This is a genomic window from Paenibacillus sp. MT86 (assembly GCF_058792535.1).
Map to the genome: position 1 here is coordinate 1,666,347 of NZ_CM179499.1, position 19,077 is coordinate 1,685,423.

Annotated in this window: 19 protein-coding genes; 18 read left to right on the forward strand and 1 reads right to left on the reverse strand. The window is 47.4% G+C overall.

Annotated elements, in window-relative coordinates:
- Nucleotides 1–153 precede the first annotated feature (153 nt).
- The 6 genes from AC3RCL_RS07100 to AC3RCL_RS07125 all read left to right on the forward strand — a co-directional run bounded on the left by AC3RCL_RS07100 (nt 154) and on the right by AC3RCL_RS07125 (nt 7,943).
- On the forward strand, nt 154–312 hold the full coding sequence (locus AC3RCL_RS07100; RefSeq protein ID WP_009591751.1) for a hypothetical protein: 159 nt from the start codon (nt 154–156) through the stop codon (nt 310–312).
- Between the two features lie 260 nt (nt 313–572).
- Nucleotides 573–1,298 (forward strand): hypothetical protein, encoded by a 726-nt coding sequence (locus tag AC3RCL_RS07105; protein WP_492536282.1) that lies wholly within the window; start codon nt 573–575, stop codon nt 1,296–1,298.
- A 184-nt stretch (nt 1,299–1,482) separates the two neighbouring features.
- Nucleotides 1,483–2,214 (forward strand): hypothetical protein, encoded by a 732-nt coding sequence (locus tag AC3RCL_RS07110; protein ID WP_492535037.1) that lies wholly within the window; start codon nt 1,483–1,485, stop codon nt 2,212–2,214.
- A gap of 114 nt (nt 2,215–2,328) precedes the next feature.
- Nucleotides 2,329–2,727, forward strand: coding sequence for a helix-turn-helix transcriptional regulator (locus tag AC3RCL_RS07115; RefSeq protein ID WP_015733931.1), 399 nt, complete (start codon nt 2,329–2,331; stop codon nt 2,725–2,727).
- Nucleotides 2,728–3,052: 325 nt separating this feature from the next.
- Entirely contained in the window at nt 3,053–4,255 is a 1,203-nt protein-coding gene (locus AC3RCL_RS07120; protein ID WP_492535038.1) for an S-layer homology domain-containing protein, read from the forward strand.
- Between the two features lie 802 nt (nt 4,256–5,057).
- Nucleotides 5,058–7,943 carry a DUF5704 domain-containing protein gene (locus tag AC3RCL_RS07125; protein WP_492535039.1) on the forward strand — a complete coding sequence of 962 codons (2,886 nt, stop codon included), beginning with the start codon at nt 5,058–5,060 and terminating at the stop codon, nt 7,941–7,943.
- Between the two features lie 51 nt (nt 7,944–7,994).
- Here AC3RCL_RS07125 and AC3RCL_RS07130 read toward each other — a convergent pair whose 3' ends face one another.
- Entirely contained in the window at nt 7,995–9,098 is a 1,104-nt protein-coding gene (locus tag AC3RCL_RS07130) for a YheC/YheD family endospore coat-associated protein (RefSeq protein ID WP_015733934.1), read from the reverse strand.
- Nucleotides 9,099–9,381: 283 nt separating this feature from the next.
- On the opposite strand from AC3RCL_RS07130, the gene AC3RCL_RS07135 reads away from it, so the two are divergent.
- From AC3RCL_RS07135 to AC3RCL_RS07190, 12 genes are all read left to right on the forward strand, one after another.
- Nucleotides 9,382–10,527, forward strand: a complete 1,146-nt coding sequence (locus AC3RCL_RS07135; protein ID WP_015733935.1) for a glycosyltransferase family 4 protein — start codon at nt 9,382–9,384, stop codon at nt 10,525–10,527.
- 72 nt (nt 10,528–10,599) lie between these two features.
- Nucleotides 10,600–11,181: a WIAG-tail domain gene (locus AC3RCL_RS07140; protein ID WP_015733936.1), complete on the forward strand. Its 582-nt coding sequence runs from the start codon at nt 10,600–10,602 to the stop codon at nt 11,179–11,181.
- Between the two features lie 354 nt (nt 11,182–11,535).
- A complete protein-coding gene (locus AC3RCL_RS07145; RefSeq protein WP_492535040.1) occupies nt 11,536–12,240 on the forward strand; it encodes a glycosyltransferase family A protein in 705 nt (234 codons plus the stop codon).
- Between the two features lie 84 nt (nt 12,241–12,324).
- Nucleotides 12,325–12,681 (forward strand): hypothetical protein, encoded by a 357-nt coding sequence (locus AC3RCL_RS07150; protein WP_015733939.1) that lies wholly within the window; start codon nt 12,325–12,327, stop codon nt 12,679–12,681.
- Between the two features lie 29 nt (nt 12,682–12,710).
- The gene (locus AC3RCL_RS07155; protein ID WP_235201757.1) at nt 12,711–13,031 is read left to right on the forward strand and encodes an alpha-helical endospore appendage domain-containing protein; all 321 of its coding nucleotides are present in this window, start codon (nt 12,711–12,713) and stop codon (nt 13,029–13,031) included.
- Nucleotides 13,028–13,330: a hypothetical protein gene (locus tag AC3RCL_RS07160; protein WP_015733940.1), complete on the forward strand. Its 303-nt coding sequence runs from the start codon at nt 13,028–13,030 to the stop codon at nt 13,328–13,330. Before AC3RCL_RS07155 ends, AC3RCL_RS07160 begins: the two co-directional genes overlap by 4 nt.
- Nucleotides 13,331–13,350: 20 nt before the next feature.
- Nucleotides 13,351–13,647: a hypothetical protein gene (locus AC3RCL_RS07165; RefSeq protein ID WP_015733941.1), complete on the forward strand. Its 297-nt coding sequence runs from the start codon at nt 13,351–13,353 to the stop codon at nt 13,645–13,647.
- Nucleotides 13,648–14,155: 508 nt separating this feature from the next.
- The gene (locus AC3RCL_RS07170; RefSeq protein ID WP_492536284.1) at nt 14,156–14,923 is read left to right on the forward strand and encodes a phosphotransferase; all 768 of its coding nucleotides are present in this window, start codon (nt 14,156–14,158) and stop codon (nt 14,921–14,923) included.
- 238 nt (nt 14,924–15,161) lie between these two features.
- On the forward strand, nt 15,162–16,343 hold the full coding sequence (locus AC3RCL_RS07175; protein WP_015733943.1) for a phosphotransferase: 1,182 nt from the start codon (nt 15,162–15,164) through the stop codon (nt 16,341–16,343).
- A 391-nt stretch (nt 16,344–16,734) separates the two neighbouring features.
- Nucleotides 16,735–18,150, forward strand: coding sequence for an HAD-IIIC family phosphatase (locus tag AC3RCL_RS07180; protein WP_251499236.1), 1,416 nt, complete (start codon nt 16,735–16,737; stop codon nt 18,148–18,150).
- On the forward strand, nt 18,147–18,377 hold the full coding sequence (locus AC3RCL_RS07185) for an acyl carrier protein (protein ID WP_015733945.1): 231 nt from the start codon (nt 18,147–18,149) through the stop codon (nt 18,375–18,377). The genes AC3RCL_RS07180 and AC3RCL_RS07185 overlap by 4 nt, the downstream gene beginning before the upstream one ends.
- Nucleotides 18,374–18,961, forward strand: a complete 588-nt coding sequence (locus AC3RCL_RS07190) for a GNAT family N-acetyltransferase (protein WP_009591613.1) — start codon at nt 18,374–18,376, stop codon at nt 18,959–18,961. The genes AC3RCL_RS07185 and AC3RCL_RS07190 overlap by 4 nt, the downstream gene beginning before the upstream one ends.
- Nucleotides 18,962–19,077 lie beyond the last annotated feature (116 nt).

Consider the following 19,077-nt stretch of genomic DNA (forward strand, 5'->3'; position numbering starts at 1 on the left):
ACATTACCCACATTCGCATGGGAAGTGAATCCATTCGCAGCTAAGTTGTTTAACTTGCCGATGCGGCGGGTAATGTATTCAAGCAAGCGCATAGAGGCCATCCCATACGAAATGAACATAAAATGAACTAGCAGATAAAAGGAGATTGCGATTATGATGAAAGATAACAACGTGAAGAAAATTATGATAACGGTGAATGGAAAGCCCGTAGGCAACGGCTTATTAATCGATAAAGTCACGTACGCGCCCATTCAACGCACCGAAAGATTTATGGGAGATACGAAGTCCGCTTCGGCAGCGGTAATAGGTTAGTAGATCCCGTATATTCAAATAAGCAGCCTTTAAAACCCGGAGAACGCTCCGGGCTTTTTTGCGTTGGTTGGCGTTAATCTATCGAAGTCGTTTTCATTCTGCTGCGGGAGGGGAGTATCCTAGACAAACAGAAAATATCGTCTGAATATGACGTTTTATGGCAGAAACAGTTACAAAATAATACATTTATCCTTTATACTAGGTTGTAACTTGAATCAGTATACATAATCCATAACAGGAGAAAAGGAGTTTTGAAGAAAATGGGCTTTTGCATTCATTGCGGTAAAGAATTAACGGATGGCGTCGCACATCAATGCGCTAACGACATCTCGGCGAAATACACCGCGGCAGCGGCGGAGCCGGAACATGGGCGTCAAGATTCCGCATCGGCCGGAGGCTCGCATGCCAAAACTTCCTCGGCCGTTCAAGTCGATGGTCAGGTGCTGCTGAATCTATTGAAAAATCCGATGAGCGCCCTGAATATGCGAGGGGAACAAACAGGCATGATCTATGGCCTGATCGGGATGGCCTCCAGCATCCTCGGCTTTTGGTTGTTCGGCCTTGGAGTCAAGCGGATGTTCTATTCCGGACTGGGCATGATGTCCGCCTTGTTAAGCGATTTCGGCATGGGGAGCCGTTTTCTTTTGCTGGGATTGTTCTCAACCGTCATCCTGCTGGGTTCGTTCTGGCTTGCCGGGAACATGATGACCAAACAAAAGCTCGACATGAAGGATTACATCGCCAAAATGGGCTCGTTCCAGCTGCCGTTCGGAGCGGTGCTTATCGTTAGTGGACTGCTCAGCTTCTTGTTGGTAAAGCCGGCTTTCTTCCTTCTTGTCTTTGCTCTAATGACCGGATTGGCAGCAAACAGCGCCGCCGCAATCGAGTTGTACCGGATCGGCTCAACCCAGCTGGTCAAATTCATTGGGATCGCTTTAGGGATATATGTTGTGCTGCTTGCCGTCGTCAACACCATTTTATTGTAAAGGAAGGGCATTCTGAGGTTAGCCGCAGATTTCCTTGTACGCGAACTGCCATAAAAGCATATCCACGAAAGACCGCAGCTCAAGGGCTGTGGTCTTTTTTTGTCGAAATTGGGATGGGAACGTATGTTCCGTGACAGTAAGATGTCCCTCTCTATTGGTACATTATTAGAAGAAGAGGAAAGAGGTGGATGTATTGCAGTCAGGCTTGTATTCGGATTATACATGGAGCCACAGCCATGTGTTCGCTGGCGGCACTAGTCAAGTCTTTCTGCGGATCGAGTGGAGGGCTGGTGTCCAGAAGCAGAAAACGCAGTCCAATGGCCTTCGTCGGCGCATAGCCGAAGAAGTCCAGCTGCACCTTCAATTAGGAGAAGGCGTTCAAGTGGAACAGATGTATGGCTGCCAAGGAGAGATTCTGAATGATCGCAACATCTCGTTGTCTTTAGGCTCTTTGTCCGAAGGGAGAACCAAGCAATTGGTTCTGGAGCTGAGTGTCGGTGCTCGTCAATCGGGGGTGTATCCGATCGTTACTGCTTTATGGACCTATATGGATGTTCTAAAGCAGAAGGTGGTTTTGCAGCCGTCCCGAACGATACCGCTTCAATTCAGCAATCATACGACATTGAGATACCGAAAAGCAGATTACCGGGTAGAGAAAGTACTGAAATTATACCAGAATGCTTTCATCCTGGAGCAGGCAAGAGAAGAGCTGGAACAGGGGAATTTGACTCAAGGTGAAGATCTGATTCGTAGACAGGCAGATGAGATGCTTTTATACGCAACCCGATTTCGAGATCCGGAATATTTAAAGGAGGCCGAAGTCCTTTATAAACTTAGTGTTCTATATAAGAATACATATCAGCAGTTTTATTCTGAAAATGCGAACTGGAAAAGGGACTTTAGACTTAAGTCATAACCAGGAAACAAGAATCCCTATATAAAAAAGGAAAAATGATATCAGGGTCGAATGTACTATTTAGCAGTCAACAAAAATATGTCTAATTTACTAGAAAGATAGGGAGAATGCCATATGACAGACCGACTGATCCGACTAATGAGAATCATTACCCTTGTACAAGCAAGACCAGGAATACTTGCTCGGGAGCTTGCCGAACGCTGTGGAACCAGTGAAAGAACCATTTATCGGGATATGGATGCCCTCAGTGCCATGCATATCCCCATCACTCACCAAGGCCGCGGCCGCGGCTATACCTTCATTGGACATTTTGCAATGTACCCCCTTGGTTTAACGGAAGAGGAGGTGCAGGCACTATTTAAACTGCTGAATGTAATGGACAAAATCAAGCCGATCCTGCCGGATGAATTTGAAAGCGCTTATGAAAAGGTGTTGGCTGCTGTATATAAGCAAAGCGCGGAGAAGGCTGAGATTCAAGCCGGAGACCGGGAAGAATCCACTACCGGTTTATAACACTTTCACTACATGTAACAATTAAACCTCGAACGAATGGACACAAATTCATGTGACTATCGTCGAGGTTTTGTCATGTTTAGGGTGCAACTGCGGTCGTGAATAGAGATGATGAATCAACTAGTCAACTAGAATCAGGTTAGGAATATTATACCAAAATAGTGGATTATATGATAAAATAACTACAATTTCTCTCATACATACAAAACTGTAAGCGTTGTGTAATTGTGAGAGCTGGCGGTAGATGTCCCTAAGCAAGGGCGTAGGAAGGAGATATGAAGCAATGACATAGGGTTTATCTATAACGATTTTCAGGAGGATATGCATGAAAAAGAAGATTTTGATGAGTGTATTAACGGTGCTAACCGTAATCGTCGGAAGCTTGAATTCGGCCGTGGCGGAGGCGGCCCAAGACAATACGATCGGCAAAGCGGTGGAGTCTCGTGAGACCCCGGTTGTCCAGTTTACGGATATTCAGGGCCACTGGGCCCAGGCAGCTATACAAGATGCGGTACAACGAGGTTATGTGGATGGGTACCCGGATAAAAGATTCCTGCCTAACCAACAGGTATCCCGAGCGGAATTCATCAAATTGGCGGTGTCGGCCCTGGAGCTTGAGGCAGCTTCTACAAGTTCAGGTTCCTGGTATGCTCCTTACGTGACGGCGGCAGAATCGGCAGGGATCTATAAAGTCGGCGATTATGCCGACGGTAACCTGACTCAACGGATGACGCGTGAAGAAATGTCCAAACTGGCGGTAAAAGCACTGGGGTACAAAAATGTAGAGGATAAGCAGTGGATGTATCTTGCATCCAAGGATGGCATCATATCCGGGACCGCCCCGGGCGTAATATCACCAACAGGAGCTACCACAAGAGCTCAAGCGATTGCGGTCATTGAGCGACTGCTTCAGGTAAAAGGCGGCAAGGAGCTTCCCGTGGATAAATATGCAGTAGCTGCTGCTGAGGTGTATTGGCACAAGACGAATATTTTCTCGGTGGCACCGGAGATTTTTAATGGGCCTGATAACCATAACAAAAATTTTGGAATTGATTCATGGAAAACATCCAAATTGCGTTTCGGAGCGCCGGATGGATCCGTAGTAGCCCAAGTTGATGAACTTATTGCAATAGATTGGAATGATCCGAAAGATCCAAACCGCAAATTACTTCCAAGTAAAGATAAACTGGTATGGAAATTTGGTTCGAAAGAAAATCTTTTTACTAATGATCTTCAAGCTTATGTAATCGTATTGAAGTCACATTTGCCGATAAATAAAAAGCCTAAGTCCTACCCAATTAATCAATTGAATCTAGCAATCTTGGGATATAACGGCCAACCAACTGGAGGACTACTGAATATGGCATATCTTGTTGAATCCAAAGATCCAAAAAGAAAAATTAATGGTCTAGTTATCCCGAAAACTGGTTTTAGCACAGACGGAAACATTAGGGTCTTAGTAGAAACTATCTCGGCTGGAGCTCCGATTTATCAGAGTACCCTATCAAAGTCAAAGCTCATACGATAGGTAACTCAACATGATTAAGAATAAATATTTATTTAAAACAGCGATTTTTTTTCTTTCATTGTCTATAGTCTCTATTTGCATTCCTCCGATCGAGACCTTGGATGCTGCTGATACTACACAGAATATTACGTATGATTTTGTAACAACTACTGAAGATTACGAATATAGTGGAATATTATTTTCATCTAAAAAGGAGCTAGAAACTACAAGAATTAGTGTAAATGCTCCCGCAGGAAAAGTAATAAAAAAACTTGAATGGATAAATAAGAGTACTAATAACCCTATCAGAACAGTCAAAGGGTTTACTCCAGGTTCTACAACATGGGCTGGAAAGGATTCTCTAAGTGGTACAAGACTAAAGGTTTCATCCGTAGATAATACCAATTATGGTGGCGTATATTACTGGGATAGGTGGTCAGTAACAGATGCAGGTCATGACTTTGGCCAATTATGGAAAGCATCAAGTACCAATGGAACTATCATGGATAATAGAAACTGTAATGGTTATGTAGAAAAAGAAACAATTCAAGGACACCAACTTCCTAAATATCCTGGCTGTACGGATAATAAATTATCTTTACCTATCAATCGAACTACTGCTTTTTTGATAAGTGAAACCGGGCATACCTTGGAAGGGACGTGGATAAAACATAGTGCTATCTCTACTAATGATATAAGTTCTTCAAATACAAAGATTGACAATACATCACGAATTCCAGATGTTCATGGATCTACTGGGACAACTGATCCAAGCACCTTAGTAGGACAAATAGCAGATGTCACTTCAATTGATAGTATAAGGATGTATTATACTCAAACATTCAACAATGACACTTACAACCGATACTGGGCAAATCCAGGAGCAAAGCAGGTATGGTACTTTGCTAAGTTTTGGGTGTCTTTTGATTCCTACACTTATATGTACAAAGACAAACTCCTCCGAGCCACCTTTGCAGATGGAACATCAAGCCTGGAAATTACCGGCCCCACCTGTGTTCCACCGGCCGGTACCGTTCAACTTACAGCGAAATTAACGAAGGTAGACGGAAGTACATATAATCTGCAAAGACACGATAAGTTGACTTGGCGAAGCTCGGATAACAGCATCATGTCCGTGAACGCTTCCGGTATGGTTACAGCCGTGGCAACGACGGGGCAAGCGACGATTACGGCTCATTTTAAGGACACGGCCCAAGCCTTGGACGAAACCGACGATGCCATGATACAGGTCGGGACAGGGTCATCGTGCGGAAATAACGGAGGAGGCGGCGGCGGTGGAGATGGAGGCTCAGGCGGCCCGCCCAACACATGCGGGATCCAAATCGGTGCTGCGAGAAAGGGAACTGTTACTTCGCACACGGTAATGGACCCCGTGGCAACGGGCGTCATTAAGGCGGATAACCGGGATTCAGAAAAGTTTGATGTTCTTGACGGGATACCGACTTCGGAATCCCTGTACGTCAATGTGTTTGGCCTCAATTATCTGTACAAGAACCAATGGGCGAACATGACGGGGGAGATCACCTACACTGTTCCCGTCAAAAAAACATACCTTCTCACCTGGACGATCCCGGGAACGCCAAGCTCAGGACCGGATGATCCCGGCACGCCCGATGAACCTATGGAAGAAGAGGTTCCGGTAGAAGAACAGGTGACGATAACGAGGCCGTACTCCTACTGGCAAATCGATAACCTGGAGGTTTATAAGCTGTCCAAAACGACTGTCAGCAACTATGCTTTGCCAAGCGGTTCGGTGAGCCTCACTCCGGCCGGTTACACACCTCCCGTTCTTACGTCCGATCACAGCGCGAGTCTTGACGATCATGTGGAGCCTGCTTCATGCGAAGAAGTGGATTTAGGGACGGAAACCGTTTCAGGCGGTTCAAGCAGGCCGGCGGTGCCGACAACCGATTTTACGTCCGCAGCCGAGTCGGCCGTGGGCCAAAACCAGGTAAGAAACGATAAAGTCCTGTTTAACGGATCTACCGTCATGAGTGACAGCTGGGCACAGGGAACGGCGCCATCTCCAGGGATTATCCCTCCGGCTGCGACGATTCAAAGAGACGTATTGTACGGCAGAAACTATCTTATCAGCAGTACGCTGTTGAATAAAGCGAATACGGCGAGCACCGGTACGATTGATTACGAGCTCATCCCGGGCAACATTAATGGCGGGTCCCATCAAACGTTCCCGGTCAACGCCATAAACACCGTCACGGTCCACACCCCGGTCGTCAACTATTCCTCCGTAACGGATGATCAGGCCCACAACCAGAAGACGACCCCTAATCCGAATCGGTCTGCCTTCATCTTGGATCGGCCGTTTACGGTACGCATCCCTACCTCGGGCCAGCATCGGAACATTCAGGGATACGGAAACCGGGACTATGCGAAGTATGTAAGATCGAAGCAGGTTTATTTTCCGTTCGATGTGTACAGCAGCGACAAGCGCACCTTCTATCCAAAAGGCACCTGGATCACGATCCCGACAGCACAGCTGGACACGGAGTTTTTCCTGCCGGTGTGGGTAGATGAGGGTGATTACCAGGTGTACTTCCGTACGATTGCGGAGAACGCGCCGCCCGACTATACGACGCAGCCCGATGCCAACACGAATTTATCCCACCATGTGGCTACGGATATAGAACCTGTGGAAGTGATCGGGCGCGTGTATGATTTTCATATCACGGATATTGCCGATTATAACTGGGAGACGGTCTTCCGCAAACAAAAAGGGAATGCGTCACCAAGCGGGGCGTCCTATTGGACAGGACTCCGCGGCATTGACGGCGAGGCCCGGGGGAACGCGCTGCCTTATACGCTTCCCATCGCTCCGGGCAAGCATCCGGCACAGGGGTATAAGAATGCGGCCGTGAAGACAGGATACCACTTCAAATTCGATTTGAAGACTAAGGGCAATATGTTCGGGGCGCAGGACGGCATTTCGGTTACGCCGAGCTTTTATTTCGTGAATAAAGACGGCAGCGGACGTCAGCCTGTCGATCTGTATTACCACAGTGGAAACCGGAAGTTCATTCGAATCGGTTCCCCGCAGGATATAGAGAAGCGTTACGTCATTCTGAATGAAAGGCTGCGCAATGTACCCCATGAGGAACTGCAGGATACCGCTTCGTATCTATACAACCACGGGGGGGCACCGTCGGGAATGTCCCCGGCGGCCTACGCGAAGCAGTATATGGAGAAGATCAGCAGGAGCAAGACCTGGGTAGGCCGGCTCGACTGGATGCTGCTGCCTTCCGGCATTCGAACATTGATTGGGCCAAAGTCGGGGCTGCCAACCTCCGTTGACGGTGAGCGGGCCAACGCCGCTGTTCAGCGCTGGTACGGTGAATACAGCCTTCCCGCCGACGTCTATGTGGTGAAGAAAGGAACGGATCTGGCGGCTTATGGGCGGAGTAACCGATTGGACGAGAAGTCCTCTGTATTTCTGAAGAAGGGGTATATCGTGGTCAATTTCAACATCGAGACGATCCGGGAGGGCAATACGGCCAAGCCCCATCTGCAATACATTCATGCACCGCTCATGAATCAGTGGCAGCTTGAAGGGTACAGCCGAACCTATACCGATCCGTATGGCAAAAGACTTACCCTGCTGGATGGGGATGTCGTATTTTATCATGCAGATCAATCCAGTAAAGGGGATTTCAAATCCCAGGTTCCCCATTAAAATCGTCATGAACCAGCCTCTCCCGTTCTCAGGAGAGGCTGGTTTTTCCATTCAATAATGCGGCCAGACCCCGTTATCATAAAGATACCGGGCAAAAGCCATCGGATTGTAGTATGAGTATTTCCAAACTTCCTCCATTCCGGCTTCCCGAAATCCATAACGTTGATCGCAGCCATTGCATTCAATGAAATAGATCTTTCCATTCTCGGTAATGCCGACATCCATTCCAAAATCAGCTGCGTACGGAATATACAAGGACAGCGTCTTGGCGACATGGAGGGAAAACTCAGCAATTCGTTCGATGGTAAGTCCTACAGGCAAGTCAGGCATGCAGCGGGCGAGTATGTCCGGGACCCGATAGGCTGAGCCGCCTTGAGCAATGTTGGAGACAAACGTTCGTGGAGCCGATGTTTTGGCGAACATGCCGGCGACTTCCCAGCGCCCGCTTCCCCCGCGCTGAACGGTAACTCGGATATCAAAGGGGCGGTCATCATATTCGGCAAGCGGTATGCGCTGCTGTACAACGAATGGAGCTTGCCTAATCCGCTGATAGATCAGAGGATGGAGCTTTCCGGGCGGCAAGGTAACCGTTCGCCAGCCCTTGGCCGATGGGGATGAGCGGGAGTAAGTGAATTGACTGCGTAAAGAGTTACCTTTTAATCGCATGATACCAACCCCGATGCTTCCATTGCATGGTTTTAGAACGAGATCCCCGTGCTGGCTCAGCATGGAGCGAATCGAGGCAGGGGTAGCTTCTACCGTATGAGGCAGGGATGGTAATATCCCCTGGTCCTGCTCCAGCATATGATGTATAACGTTTTTACCGTAACGCGTACGCCCGTTATAAACGAATACCCCGCGCTTGATCAGTTGATCAATCAGCGCCTGCTCCTGTTTTTTATGATAAATAGCCCGCATATGAATAACGCGTGGGATGGGAATATGCACTTGCGAATATCCAGCTGGAGCCGGAACAAAACCAGTCACCTTTCCAGTCTCTAGTGAAATATGATGGATTGTAAAAAAACAAGGAACCAACCCATTCATGGCAGCAGCTTCTTCGTAGTTGGCCAGTGATTCAGTGCCGATTCCCCCGCTGGAAATTCTGCGATACGTATTGTTGTTGAGCAGAATGCCGACATATTCCAGATGCATGGTCACCCTCCTTGTCACCATAATCCTGTAGTCTTTGTACCATATCGTATGCGTGAGGATGATTGTCCCGGATGGACGGGTGTCGCCCGTGGTTGGCCTATTCTTTGTCGGGAATTAGTCACCAACAGGCCCTGATTCGGTATATGTTAAGGTATCTAACCATACAAATGAACAGGTATGCGCATTTTGGATATGGCAACGAAACACTACGGATCAAGGGGGAACCTTTGATATATCAGTAGGTGTTTTTCATATAGATAAGATGTGAGAAGGATGTGGAGTTATGGGTTTGCGGAAGGTGGCGGTTGTGACGCCGGGATCGTTTGTCATTCCATCGGGGAGGAGCAGCTCCGTCGAGCGGGTAGTAGAGCAGACCATTCCATTAGCGCAGGGTGCCATGGATGTGCGCATATTCGGAGTACTGGGAAAAGGGCTCCCTTCAAAAGACACGATCAACGGCGTTCCGTGCTACCGCCTGCCATCTGGAACGAATTATTATCCTTCCTTGCTGCGGAGGCTTCAGAAGTGGAGACCGGATATTATCGAAGTTCACAATCGGCCGCTGCTGGCGCAGCGCCTCAAAATGCATCTGCCGGATGTGAAAATCGTATTGAATCTTCACTCCAATACATTTATTTCACCTCCGTATATGAGCGAGCAGCGTTTTGGGACCATTGCTCGCTGGATGGACGGCATTGTGGTGAACAGCCGTTTCCTGCTGGAGGATATCACTTCAAGACATGCTGGGCTTCTGGAGAAGATCACGATTAATCATCTTGGTGTGAGTCTTGATCATTTTACTCCTGCTTTCAGTCCTGCTGCCAAGGCACTAAGAGAAGCAAAGCTTGCTCATTACGGATGGAGCGGACGGCGAATCATTCTGTTTGCGGGACGGCTCATCCCTGACAAAGGGGTTCACCATCTGATTGCCGCATTGCCTCATATCATTGACAAGCATCCGGATGTTCTTTTGCTTATCATCGGGAGTGCAGCCTACGGATCCGATCGGGAAACCGCATATGTACGGGAACTGAAAAGAACGGCCGGACCTTATACCCAATGGGTATTTTTCCGCCCCTTTATCCCTTATCCCGCAATTGCAGACTGGTACTCGCTTGCCGATATTGTGGTTGTCCCCTCAGCGCCGAGGGAAGCCTTTGGGCTCGTGAACGTGGAAGCCATGGCTGCAGGAGTTCCCGTCATCGCTGCGAATGCAGGCGGTATCCCGGAGATCGTGGAGAACGGCGTGACGGGCTACCTGGTTCAAAGGGATGATTTTCCTGGCGGGCTTGCCGAACGGATTAACGGATTGCTTCAGGACGAGAATCTGCGTACCCGAATCGGGATGGCTGGCCGTGAAACGGTACGTCAGCGTTTCAGATGGGATCATACGGCAGAACGATGGGCTAACCTGATGCAAACCATCTAACCGACTGTGGCAGTAGCCCCTTCTCTTGAATAGGATGAAGGTAACGATTAGAAGCAGAGGAGAGAGCTGACAGTGAACAAAGCCAGAAGGATCACCAGGATAAGAAGGGGAAGGCCCTTTCGGCGGTACGATGGCTATAATAAGAAGATAGCCATCAGAGGAACTTCCGGCAAGTGGTCAGATTTAGATAATGATGTGATGGATCACGCGTTGGCTGATGATGTAATCAGTGCTTCCCATCTGCAGCATCGCAGCGTAAGAAGTGAAGCGATTGAGGATTATGCCGTACACAGTATTCATCTGTCATCCGAATCCATTATTTCTTCCAAACTAGCGCTTGAATCGGTTCAACCGAGTCATCTTTCCTTTAATCCGGTTCAAGGGATTCCTGATATGCCTTTACTTCAGCAGTTTGGATATTTCCCCTTCATCTTTTCTGATGAACAAGAAACGATCGAAATTGCAATACCGCTTCAGACCTCCTATCAAGATGAACATTATGTAGTGGTGGCATCGTGCAGTGATCCGGTGTTTCAAGCTGGCATTCGAAAACGGCAGCATGCGGAGGTGGCCATCGGAATTACGCGGCCGGCAGGCACTGTGATCTCAGAAGGCTGGCTGTACTGGATCTCAATAGGCCGGATGGCAACATAATGGAGGAGAAGGATGGGGGAAGCGAGATTCCACCCATCCTTTTTAGTAACCGTGGGAGGTCCCATTCGTCAACATGATGAAGATGCCGTTCCGAAAGAGCCTCAGTGCAATCATCCGCGAAAGTGAATACTAAGGAGTTCTCCGAATGACGCTCATTTACGAACATGTTACTCCAATCAAGTGTTGTTTACATATGGAAGATGATCATACGTTTAGAGAATGGAATGGTCCCTGTGGATGCCGTCACGAAGCGAGAAAGTCAACATACAATAGAAATGAATTGCCAAATGATTATTCGGTCCTCACGCAGTGATGAGAAACGGGAGGCGGAATGTATATGAAGGACTTTTTACGATGAAGAGACGCGGCACTCGCTTACGGACATCTTTATCGGCGACTCTTCCCAAAGCTGATCCGGTTGAAGGACGGAAGGATGGATTTATCGTTGGCTATTCTTATGGCGTTCAACACGGACAAAAAAACGGAGAAGCCTCATTTGAGGGCATCAGCATCATCATTCCCATTCATGATCCAAACGAAGATGCCATTGGCAAGATTAGAAGAATCGAAGCCTTAACGCCGCATCCATATGAGCTGCTCATAGCTGATGCCGGCTCCTCGGAAGGAACCAGGCAATATGTGCGCGGCCGGATCGGAGCGGTACGACACATTATGGAGAGAAGTGGTCAAGGCATAGCGGTTGTTCTTAATAAGACACTTCGTGCTGCACACGGGAAGAAGTTAGTTATTCTATATGGCTGTACACCTGTTATGGATAACTGGATCGGCGGTCTGATGGATGAGCTGGAACATGCACCCGCTATCAAAACGGTTTGCGTTAGTTTTGCACAGTCAGGAACCCCCGTACTTTCCGGGGACGAAGCGGATATCCATAACCGGTTAAATGCATGCTGTGCTCTGTTCCGCCCCGAGCTGTTAACGGAGGTTGGAGGACTAGATGAGGGGCTTCCATCATTACAGGAAAGCATAAGCGAATGGTTAGGGCGAGTTCCGCAGCAATATAGAACGATGTTGCCAGCTAAGGATCTATTCACTTGATTCGAAGGATGGCATTATTGATGGCACCAGGAAGCTTGTCGAAGCATATGTTGAAAAATATGATGAGCGAAGGAGAGTTATGTCGTGGAGAAAAAAATAGATGATATGGTCGAATACCTATCGCACTCCCAGCAGCAATTAGCGCGCATTCTAGAAGCTCAGCGCCATGCAGCAGTCCGCATGGCTCAAATTATACATTCCTTACCGAATCATGAAATCCAAGCCTCCGAAGAACCGAATTCACGAGGAGGATCATCGTTAGGAGGACCATCGTTAGGGGGACAATTATTAGGTGGCCGGTCGTCAGGATCCCAGGTGGAACAAGTCAATAGCAGCATTGCTGCTTATTTGAACGCCATGGCCGACCTGCAACAAACATCGGCAGACAGTTTGGAAATCGTAATGAAAGAGCTTAGAGCGAACGAGCAAGGCGAAGAATAATGGGATCCGACTTCGTTGGTTAAGGGGGAATGTATGTGAGTAAAGAGGAATCGTTCATGCGGATTCTCGATGCATCCGTGACTATTCAATATAATACCTATCTCATTCTTCAAGGGAAAGCGGTAGAAGCCGAAAAGGTTTGTCAATGGGTCTTGACTCAATATCCTCGTTCCAAGGGAGAGTTGAAGGATTCGTTATCCATTCACGAGCAAATTGTCGAGCAAATCGAGGGCTTGACGAAAATAGGCTCCGGTCTGTGCCGGAATCTGCGGATTATTCTCGGAACGGACGCTGAACAAGATGATGCCATGGGATTTGATGCATTCGATTTCGGAGATACGGACTCATGATCGCGCGCATACAACGGGAACATGAGGCCAAGATTGCTATGGTATCATCCATTGCTAGAAGCCAGCAAGCGCTGGCAAGTATTTTGGAAAGTATCGCAGAGGTTACGGCACATTCCGAAACAACCGCGCGCACGCTTGCGGAGAATATTCGGCTGCTTGTCGGCTATCAATCCGTGATGGCTGAAATGTTGACAGGCATTCCGTTAAATCGGTACAAATTAGGCAGTCCGGCATCGCCCTGGATAACATCCGAGTGCCAGCTATTTTACAATGAGGCCGGGTTAGAAGCTACGAATTGAACCTTGCAGGAGGATTCGCCATGAACACGGCATTAACGGTCAGGAATCATCGTAAGGCTTCACCCATGGCACGGAAGAAGTCATTCGCAAAAGGGCTGAGAAGCCTGAAGTCATCAGTTACTAAACGCCGCCATGGCAAGCCAGTCAAGCGCCATCGAGCCGGTGGACGCTACAGCTCCAGGTCTGAGGCCGGCAGATCCCGGCCTTTATCCCACCAAATCCATGACAAAGGGTATGATCATTCCTACATGGAAGATTTTAAAGCCGGATTTGCGAAAGGGTATGAAGATGGGAGACAGGCTGTTACCTTAGCCTAGACGACACAGGTAGCATTCTATATAACTAAGGCTGAAGAACGATCCCGTTTACCGAATCAAAATTATGTATGGAAGAACCCCGCGGACCAATTTGAGCCAGAGCACATTTCCGTTTGGTAGGCGAATGAATGGATTTGTATCGCTATGTTCGACATACGATGGTTAAAAGCAAAAAATGGGGTGAGGACTAATGAGTCGAACCAGCAGAATAGACAAGCGATTCATTCGAAGAACATGCCGTAAGATGGGTTTCCCCAAATCATTCAAGTCCTTTGGCACCGAAGCGAGATGGGTTCATCAAACCATGGAATGTTTAAAAGACTCCTACAAAAGCAGCATATGGAAACTTGAAATCGAACATGACCAAAAGCGCGTCCCCGTCATTCTTAAAATTTCGAAAGCGCTCAAAAAAGACCGGCCGGAAAGCACGGTTGAGAAAAATATCTACCGTAAAGGAAGAACAGTGCTTCAACCGTTCATGCCACTGGTCTATAAGACCAAACGAAATATGAACGGACGCGATTTGTGGGTATTCATGGAATACGTTGAGCCTCTTAAAGGGCGAGTTCAGTATAATCCGGATCATTTTGACAAAATCATTCCGACACTAGCGAAGCTCCACTCCTCTACGATGAATGAACGCTTTATACAATATGAGGGACTATTCGGTGATTGGCTGCCTCGATATAATTCCAATGTTATGAGACAAGAAAGAAAAAACATAAATAAGTTAACCTTATTTTATTTAGATGAAGCGATGAAAAACAACAAGTTGAAAGATATGATTAATCCATACTACTCACTCGTAAAGGGCCTGCTGCAGAGAGGGCCGGATTATTTCCCGGAGGTCGTTCATGAAGGCTGCTGCATTATCCATGGAGATCTTCACACTGCAAACATAGCGACCAACAATGTTAAGGAGAAGTCGTGGAAAATCAAGTTTATCGATTGGGAAGGCGCAAAATATGCCCCGTGCTGGTTTGATCTCGTCAATTTGATCGGGGTTTTCTTGGCATACCGCCGAGAATGGGGTGATCAGGAAGAGGATATAACCCGCCGCTGCGTTCAATTATATTCGAATGAGATGAGAAAGCACGGAGTTATCTTTAATACGGATCCACTAAAACTGTATCAGATGGCATTTGCAAAACGAATACTCGAGAAAGGGCTGTATCTGCAGCTGAATTGGGCTGTTACCGGAAAAAAAGAGGCGAAGCTGCTGCCGGCGTATTTAGAAAAAATCAAGGTCTTAGGAAAAAATTTGGAGCTTTATTAGCGCTAGAAACATTCGGTCCTATGAATACGAAGTTGAATACTACACGGTTAACCCGCGTGTTCTGCGGGTTATTTTGCGTTGCTTTACAATGTTTATCCAGCGCCCATCCGCATAAAGATCCAATTATTCGCAGGATGTAAAATCGTGTATACGGAATGTTAAATCGCGTTTTTTTAATGTCATGTCGGAGGTCCTCCACATAGGATATAAAAGGAATACGGAGTGGAGGATCGCGGATATGGTGAAAACAGGAAATTCGGAAGGGTTCGAGCAAGGTCGTGCGGATGGATTTAAAAAGGGAAAAGAAGATGGATATAATAAAGGGCTTGAGGATGCACAAGCCTTATTGGCAAACCCGCCTCTTAACGATATAAGTCTGAAGTGGCGGGAGCTTGGATGCGCTGATCAGATTGCAAGCCATTTCGGATCTTCCGTTGTTTTGAACGACGGAAATATGGAGTGTTTGAAAGAAACATTCAAGAGTGCAATCTGGAAACTCGAAATTACGGCAAACGGACAAAAATATCCAATGATTTTAAAGATATTCAAAGCACCCGTGAACGAACAGAAACTTATCGAGTTAAACATGTACCGAAAAGCAACCCATATTTTATCGGATCTGATACCTAACATATATCTGATCGTGGAAGGTATGAATGGTGATGATGTATGGGTATTCATGGAGTTCGTCCCTCAAGTAAAGGGTCAGGTTATCTTTACACCTGATTATTTTGACCGGATTATCCCTTCCTTGGCGAAACTTCACGCGCTAACCTATAACGACAATTTTTATAGTCATTGGGAAACATTCGAGGAATGGCTCCCGCTTTACGATTCCCCCAACTCAACGCAAGAGCGCCAGAAGACGCATCAAAGAACTATAGAATATCTGGATAAAGCAATGGAACGTCCCGAATTAAAGGCGAGGCTGGAGTCTAGCTACGCTAATGTCCGTACCATGTTACAAAAAGGACCTATTTATTTTCCCGAGCTTCTGCAGGCAGGTAAAAGCATCATTCACAATGATCTGCAAACACCGAATATCGGCTGCCACAATGTAGCCGAAGAGAACTGGAACATTAAGTTTATCGATTGGGAAGGTGCACGTTTCTCACCTTGCTGGTTCGATATGTTTAATTTAATGGGTGTGTTTTTTGCATACCGCAAGGACTGGAGAGGCGACGAAAATGCCGTAATTGAACGCTGTGCGCCTTTATATGCCGCAGAAATGCTCAAATATGGAATCCGGTTCGATACGGACCCGGTTACGTTGTACAAAATGGCCTATTTGCAGCGCGTTTTGGAACGCAGCTTGTTCCAGCAGCTCTATTGGGGCGTGGAGGATCTGAAGACGGTTCATTTATTGGATCATTATTTAGAAAGAATCAATGTGTGGGGTAAGGAGCTCGGGTTATATTAATGCCAATGGCTTTAGCGGGATAGGCTCCGGGAGTATCAAGAACATTGGCATGATGGCCAGGTCAAAGCTCTGAAATCAGGAGGGAGGTATAGGAATGAATCATGTGTTAACCCGTTTAGATTTAGCGGATTCTCTGCTGTGCTCCCTTCCCTCCAGGGGTCGGATTGCAGGAAGCCCGAAGCTTCCAAGCATTCGAACCTTCCGAATACGAGTTGACAGAACGATGCCCTTTGAGTTTGTTGCCAATTTGATGTCTCCGTTTTGCGGATTATGGGAGGCTGATGTCTGTTTTGATTACTCAGATTATGATAGCGCTCTGTCCGGTATTGGAGGGGAAGCTCAGGCGGATGTATATATCATCTGGTTAGATTGGCGGATTTACGCCCGCTCTATGAGTGCACAAGAAGCTGCACAATGGCTGAATGAACGGATCGTTAAACTGCGAATGGTAACGGATAAACCGATCTGGATAAATAACTGGCCGGAGTCCTTGGAAGATGCCGATAGGGTGCTCAGCTTCCGTGCCAGCGACCGTGGATGGTTCCGGAAGTTAAATTCGTTTTTGTTGGGGGCGGTTGAGAACAACACGGGCTGTGTTCTGATCGATTTAGCCCAATTGGCCCATGAAGGCACCGAATCCTTCTATGATTATCGGAACGAAGAAATCAGCAACTACCCATTTTCCAATCAGGCAACAACGATTATTTCCCGTCACCTTGGCGTCCAGCTCTTGCCCGCTTCCTTGGTTCCGAGGCTTAAAGCGATAGCCCTGGATCTAGATGATACGCTATATCACGGAGTCCTCGGAGAAGAAGGAGCTGAAGGGGTAACGTTAACGGAAGGCCATCATCGGTTGCAAAGGCTGCTGCTTCAACTAAAACAATCAGGAATTATGCTTACCTTGTGCAGCCGAAATGAGGAGGAAGATGTTAAAGCACTGTTCGATGCGCGCACCGATTTTCCGCTGAGATGGGACGATTTTGCCGCTGTTCGTGCAAATTGGCAGACAAAAGCAGAAAATCTGAATCGGCTCTCTCAAATACTGAATATCGATCCGTCTGCCTTCTTGTTTGTGGATGACAATCCGGCGGAATTGGTGAAGATGGCTGCAGAACTACCGGAGGTACGCCTTCTACGTGCCAAACGAAACGGTGAAGAAACGATGCTGGGTTTATGTCATTTTCCCGGATTGTATCAACTTCACCGGGATGACATTGCCGTATCCCGAACAACGGATATCCAGGCCAATCAGGCAAGAGAGAAGATCAGGCAAACCGCATCGGATTACCATTCCTATTTAGACAGCTTGAACATGGTCATTACCATTTATGAGAATGAAGCTTCCCATGTCAAGCGGCTGTATGATCTAAGTCATAAAACAAATCAGTTTAACCTAGCTTTAAGGCGTATGACAGAAAATGAAGCAAATGACGTTATGGACGCCTCCAAATACGTTACGATTACGGTTGGCCTATCGGATATACTGTCAGACAGCGGAATTATCGGCACCTTTGTATGCAGGTTGGATGGCGAACAAGCGCATCTCATCGAGACGCTTTTTAGCTGCAGGGCGCTTGGACGTGACATTGAAACGGTAGCCTTTGCCTGGATCTTGGAGAAATTGATGGATCGCGGAGTGCAGCGTATCCACATTGAGATGTCCCAGGGGCCGCGGAATGCCCCCGCCTTGGACTGGATAAAGCGTTTTGTTGAGGGCTCGCCGGAACAGCTGCCGCTTAGGGATCTCTATGCACGTGTAAAAGCTGCTTGCGGGAACCATCCTGCCAGAGTGGAGGTAAATCGATGACGGAAATACGCAAACAAATTGGGTCGATCTTATCCGAGGTGTTGAACACCCCGATTCCGCCTCAAGGTAATCCAAAGCGGGGAGAATTGCCGAATTGGGATTCTTTAAAGCACATGGAGCTCATTCTTCGCCTTGAAGAGCAATTCGATGTTCGCTTTTCCATCAGGGAAGTAGCGGGTATTCAAAGCTTGGATGACATCGCCAGGATCATTGAGGTGAAGTCGTGAACCACAACATCACCGTTGAACGTTTCGGCATTCGATTAAGACCGATTACGATGGACGACGCCGAATTTATTTTCAAGCTGAGAAGGTCCCCTGAGTTATCGAAGTACATCGGAGAAATCGACTCTCGTTATGCTGTGCATGAAGCATGGTTGAAAGAATATTTTCATAGAGAGGGCGATTATTACTTCTGCATTGAGCTTCTCTCGGGAGTGCCGATCGGAACCATCGCGATCTATGATATTGATGGTCAAGCCGGCAATTGGGGAAGATGGATCATTTCCGATTCGATCCCAGCCGCTCCTGCCAGCGTATGGCTTATTTTTCACGTTGCGTTCGATATTCTGGGTTTGTCCAGTGTGTTTTCCAATACGGTTATCGAGAATGCGAGCGTCGTTTCTTTTCATGATCACTGCGGGCTGCCGCGAACCGGAATCGAACGCAATGGCCTGACGATCAGGGGGGTCCCTTACGATATGGTTATTCATACGGCTACGAAGGAGAACTGGCCAACGGTACAACAACGTTTAGAGAAGCCCGCCATTTTAGCGGAGCGTTTGCTCGGGGAGACTCCGGAAAGTAATTAATATGCATTCGGGAGGCAGGACAATATGGCTTGTATACTACGACAGCGAAACCGTTCGCTGTCTTTTCTGTATGTACCGGACGAATAGGAATGACATGGGTAATATGTCTGGTGAAT